Annotated in this window: 6 protein-coding genes; all 6 read left to right on the forward strand. The window is 72.7% G+C overall.

The window, feature by feature from the left end; all coding sequences use genetic code 11:
• A partial coding sequence (locus HMPREF3099_RS03975) for a TilS substrate-binding domain-containing protein (protein ID WP_202816682.1) occupies nt 1–259 on the forward strand: 259 nt, incomplete at its 5' end.
• Nucleotides 260–322: 63 nt separating this feature from the next.
• On the forward strand, nt 323–874 hold the full coding sequence (gene hpt, locus HMPREF3099_RS03980) for a hypoxanthine phosphoribosyltransferase (protein WP_070704261.1): 552 nt from the start codon (nt 323–325) through the stop codon (nt 872–874).
• A 138-nt stretch (nt 875–1,012) separates the two neighbouring features.
• Entirely contained in the window at nt 1,013–3,112 is a 2,100-nt protein-coding gene (ftsH, locus tag HMPREF3099_RS03985) for an ATP-dependent zinc metalloprotease FtsH (protein WP_070704264.1), read from the forward strand.
• Nucleotides 3,112–3,669 carry a GTP cyclohydrolase I FolE gene (gene folE, locus HMPREF3099_RS03990; RefSeq protein WP_070704267.1) on the forward strand — a complete coding sequence of 186 codons (558 nt, stop codon included), beginning with the start codon at nt 3,112–3,114 and terminating at the stop codon, nt 3,667–3,669. The genes ftsH and folE overlap by 1 nt, the downstream gene beginning before the upstream one ends.
• A gap of 4 nt (nt 3,670–3,673) precedes the next feature.
• The gene (folP, locus tag HMPREF3099_RS03995) at nt 3,674–4,561 is read left to right on the forward strand and encodes a dihydropteroate synthase (RefSeq protein ID WP_083323476.1); all 888 of its coding nucleotides are present in this window, start codon (nt 3,674–3,676) and stop codon (nt 4,559–4,561) included.
• Nucleotides 4,558–5,348, forward strand: a 791-nt coding sequence (gene folK / locus HMPREF3099_RS04000; RefSeq protein WP_141761976.1) for a 2-amino-4-hydroxy-6-hydroxymethyldihydropteridine diphosphokinase, incomplete at its 3' end; no start/stop codon positions are given. The genes folP and folK, both read left to right, overlap by 4 nt.

A 5,348-nucleotide genomic window follows, 5' to 3' on the forward strand; every position in this document is an offset into this window, starting at 1 on the left:
CGAGGAGGCGCTGCGGCCCCGCGTGTGGCGCGCCCTGGTGCGCGAGGCGGCCGGCCCCGGCGTGCCGGACCCCACCTCGGTGCACCTGGCGCAGCTGGACCGCCTGCTGACCGCCTGGCACGGGCAGGGCGCGGTGGACGTGCCCGGTCCGTGGCGGTGGGGGCGGTGGCGCACGGTGGGCGGTGACGCCGTCGTCGGCCCCATCGGCAAGAATGGGCCGGCACCAGGGGACGCCGCACGCCACGGACGACCCGCCTGAGGCGGCCGTACCGCATCGAGCACGACGACGCCCACCCACCACGACACCGACCCGGAGGACCACGTGGACGCTGAGCACATGGAGGACGGCCTCGAGAAGGTCCTGCTGACCGAGGAGCAGATCCTGGCCGGTCTGCAGGAGATGGCCGGGAGGATCGCCGAGGACTACCGCGGCAAGGACCTGCTCATGGTGGGCGTGCTCAAGGGCGCGGTCATGGTGATGTCGGACCTCATGCGCGCCATGCCCTACAGCGTGCCCATGGACTGGATGGCCATCAGCTCCTACGGATCGGGCACCAAGTCCAGCGGTGTGGTGCGCATCCTCAAGGACCTCGACGTCGACATCACCGACCGCCACGTGCTCGTGGTGGAGGACGTCATCGACTCCGGGCTGACGCTCAGCTGGATCCTCGACAACCTGGCCTCCCGCGGCGCCGCCTCGGTGGAGGTGGCCGCCCTGCTGCGCAAGCCGGACGCCATGAAGGTGGAGATCGACGCCCGCTACGTGGGTTTCGACATCCCCAACGACTTCGTCGTGGGCTACGGGCTGGACTTCGACGAGCGCTACCGCAACCTGCGCTGCGTGGGCACCCTCGCGCCGCACATGTACCAGTGAGCTGACGCCGCGTCCGGGCGCTCCTGCACAGGGCCCTGTGGAACACTGGGCCGCCATCGCACGTTGGTGCGAGCATCGAGCATCGAGCGTCGGCACGACGTCGGCAGGACGAGACGCGGGGTCGCGCCCCGCACGAGGATGGCAATGAAGAAGATGTGGCGTACGCCGATGTTCTGGATCTTCCTGATCATCGCAGCGGCCCTGGTCTGGTTCGGGCTGAAGGGCAGTGACGGCTTCCAGCGCGTGGACACCTCGGCGGCGCTGGAGCAGATCCAGGCGGACAAGGTGGAGTCCGCCAAGGTCACGCCGGACCGTGTCGACCTCACGCTCAAGGAGGGGCAGGAGTACTCCGGGGGCGGGGTGGAGAACGCCCGCAAGATCCAGAGCTTCTACGTGGACGCCCGCGGCGACGACGTGGTGAAGGCGCTCAACGAGCACAAGCCGGAGAAGGGCTTCACCGACGACCCGGAGAAGGCCAACTGGTTCGTCAGCCTGCTGCTGACCATGCTGCCCTTCCTGCTCCTGGTGGGCCTCTTCCTGCTGATCATGCCGCAGATGGGTGGCGGCTCGCGGATCATGCAGTTCGGCAAGTCCCGCGCCAAGCTGGCCACCGAGGACATGCCCAAGGTGACCTTCGAGGACGTCGCCGGCGCCGACGAGGTGGTGGAGGAGCTCGAGGAGATCAAGGAGTTCCTCACCGAGCCGGCCAAGTTCCAGCAGGTGGGTGCCAAGGTGCCCAAGGGCGTGCTGCTCTACGGCCCGCCCGGCACCGGAAAGACGCTCCTGGCGCGCGCCATCGCCGGCGAGGCGGGCGTGCCCTTCTACTCCATCTCCGGCTCGGACTTCGTGGAGATGTTCGTGGGTGTGGGCGCCAGCCGCGTCCGTGACCTGTTCGAGAAGGCCAAGGCCAACTCGCCGGCCATCATCTTCATGGACGAGATCGACGCCGTGGGTCGCCACCGCGGTGCCGGCATGGGCGGTGGCCACGACGAGCGCGAGCAGACGCTCAACCAGCTGCTCGTGGAGATGGACGGCTTCGACGGCTCGACCAACGTCATCCTCATCGCGGCCACGAACCGTCCGGACGTGCTCGACCCCGCGCTGCTGCGCCCGGGCCGCTTCGACCGCCAGATCGCGGTGGAGGCCCCGGACATGAAGGGTCGCCACGACATCCTCAAGGTGCACGCGCGCGGCAAGCCGATGGCCGGCGACGTGGACCTGCTGGCCGTGGCCCGCCGCACGCCGGGCATGAGCGGTGCCGACCTGGCCAACGTGCTCAACGAGGCCGCGCTGCTCACGGCCCGCTCCAACGCGCAGCTGATCGACAGCCGCGCGCTCGACGAGGCGATCGACCGCGTCATGGCCGGTCCGCAGAAGCGCACCCGCGTGATGAACGAGAAGGAGCGCAAGGTCACGGCGTACCACGAGGGTGGTCACGCCCTGGTGGCCGCGGCGATGAACCACACCGCCCCGGTCAGCAAGATCACGATCCTGCCGCGCGGCCGTGCGCTCGGCTACACGATGGTGATGCCGCTGGACGACAAGTACTCCACCACGCGCAACGAGCTGCTCGACCAGCTGGCCTACGCGCTGGGTGGCCGCGTGGCCGAGGAGATCATCTACCACGACCCGTCGACGGGCGCCTCGAACGACATCGAGAAGGCCACCGACATCGCGCGCAAGATGGTCACCCAGTACGGCATGAGCGACAAGGTCGGTGCCGTGAAGCTCGGCGAGCAGGGCGGTGAGCCCTTCATGGGCCGCGACATGGGTGGTGGCCGCGACTACTCCGAGCAGCTGGCCGGTGTGGTGGACGCCGAGGTGCGTGCCCTCATCGAGGCCGCGCACGACGAGGCCTGGGCCGCGCTCAACGAGAACCGCGAGCTGCTGGACGACCTCGTGCTGGAGCTGCTCGACAAGGAGACGATCAACGCCGAGCGCCTGGCCGAGATCTTCGCCCCGGTCAAGAAGCGCCCGGTGCGCGCCACCTGGCTCTCCAGCCAGGACCGTCCGGTCTCGCAGCAGCCCCCGGTGCTCACCGAGGGTGAGAAGGCCGCCGTCGCGCGCGGTGACATCTCCGGCCCGCTGGACCAGCTGCCGGTGGACGAGCACCCGGTGGACCCGGGCCACGGTGCCGGTGAGCCCGGCAGCACGGCCGGCCCCGGTGAGGGCCACGGCCAGCCCCCGACCCCGGGGTCCAGCCCGAGCGGCTGGGGTCCCGCGGGTGGTCGGGGCTGATGGACCTCGCGCGTGCCGAGGCGGCGGTCCGGGAGCTGCTCCTGGCCGTGGGGGAGGACCCCGACCGTGACGGCCTGCTCGACACCCCGGCCCGGGTGGCCCGCTCCTACGCCGAGCTGACCTCCGGGCTGGGGCAGGACCCCGCCGACGTGCTGGGCACCACCTTCGCGGTGGACCACGACGAGATGGTGCTGGTGCGCGACATCGAGATGTACTCGCTGTGCGAGCACCACCTGCTGCCCTTCCACGGGGTGGCCCACGTGGGCTACACGCCCCGCAACGGCCGCGTGGCCGGGCTGAGCAAGCTGGCCCGCCTGGTGGAGACGTACGCGCGCCGCCCGCAGGTGCAGGAGCGCCTGACCACGCAGGTGGCCAACGCACTGGTGGACCACCTGGACCCCGGTGGCGTCATCGTGGTGGTGGAGGCCGAGCACCTGTGCATGACCATGCGCGGCGTGCGCAAGCCGGGGGCCCGGACGGTGACCTCCGCCGTGCGGGGCCAGTTCACCGACCAGGCCACGCGCGCCGAGGCCCTGACCCTGCTGCGGAACGGCTGAGGTCGTGCGGCACGCACCGGACGCGCCCGGCCTGCCGGTCGACCCCGACGGCCTGCCGCTGGTCATGGGCATCCTCAACGTCACCCCCGACTCGTTCAGCGACGGGGGGCGCTGGGACGCCCCCGACGCCGCCGTGGCGCACGCCGCGCGGATGGTGGCCGCCGGGGCACACCTGGTGGACGTGGGCGGGGAGTCCACCCGGCCCGGCAGCCAGCGCGTGGACGAGGCCGAGGAGCTGCGCCGCGTGGTGCCCGTGGTGCGGGCCCTGGCCGAGCGCGGCTGGTGCGTCTCGGTGGACACGATGCGGGCCTCGGTGGCCGCCGCCGTGGTGGAGGCCGGTGCTGCCGTGGTCAACGACGTCTCCGGCGGCCTGGCCGACGAGGACATGTTCCGCGTGGTGGCCGAGACCGGTGTGCCCTACGTGCTCATGCACTGGCGCGGGCACTCGGCGGACATGTACGGCCCGGCCCGCTACACCGACGTCACCGGCGAGGTGCTGGCCGAGCTGGCGCAGCGTCTGGAGGTGGCCGAGGCCGCCGGGGTGCGCCGCGGGCAGGTGGTGCTGGACCCGGGCCTGGGCTTCGCCAAGACGCCCGAGCACAGCTGGGCCATGACCGGGGAGCTCGACCGCTTCGTGACCGGCGCGCACCAGCTGGGGTGCGCCACCCTCGTGGGGGCCTCGCGCAAGGGCTTCCTGCAGCAGGCGCGCCCCGGAGCGGACGCCGACCACCCGGTGCCGCCGGTGGAGCGCGACGCCGCCACCGCGGCCACCCCGCTGCTCTCCGCGCAGGCCGGCGCGTGGGCGGTGCGCGTGCACGACGTGGTCGGCACCGTGGACGCCCTCGGGGTGCTGCGGCGGGCCGGGCTGGCCGGGCGGCGGTGGGCCTCGTGACCGGCCAGGTCGTGCGCCTCTCCGGTGTGCGGGCGCGGGGGCACCACGGGGTGTTCGAGCACGAGCGCCGGGACGGCCAGGACTTCGTCGTCGACCTCGTGGCCCACCTGCCGGTCGGGGCCGGCGCGGGTGATGACATCGGCGCCACGCTGCACTACGGCCAGGCCGCCGAGGTGCTGGTGGCCACCGTGGAGGGCGAGCCGGTGGACCTGCTCGAGACCCTCGCCGAGCGGCTCCTCGATGCCGTGCAGGCCCTCCCGGGCGGCGACCGCTGCCCGCGTCTGGAGGTGACGGTGCACAAGCCGCAGGCGCCCATCACGGTGCCCTTCGCCGACGCCTCGGTGACCGCCGTGCGCGAGCGCGAGCTGCCGGCGGTGGTGGCCCTGGGCGCCAACCTCGGGGACCCGGCCGGAACCCTGGCCTCGGCCGTGGCCGCCCTGGCCGCGTTGCCGGGTGTTCGTCTGACGGGCCTGTCCCCGCTGGTGGAGACCGACCCCGTGGGTGGGGTGGAGCAGCCCGTCTACCTCAACGCCGTGGCCCTGGTGCGCACCACGCGGGGCGCCGCCGACCTGCTGGCCGCGCTGCACGGTATCGAGGCGGCGCACGGCCGCACGCGGGAGGTGCGCTGGGGGGCGCGCACGCTCGACCTCGACCTCGTGCAGTACGGCGACCCGCGCGCCGGCACCGAGGTGCACGCCGAGGGGGAGCTGCTGCTGCCCCACCCGCGCGCGGCCGAGCGTGCCTTCGTGCTCGCCCCGTGGGCGATGGCGGACCCCGCCGCCCGCCT

It is taken from the genome of Kytococcus sp. HMSC28H12 (assembly GCF_001816045.1).
In the GTDB taxonomy this organism is placed as follows: Bacteria; Actinomycetota; Actinomycetes; order Actinomycetales; family Dermatophilaceae; genus Kytococcus; species Kytococcus schroeteri.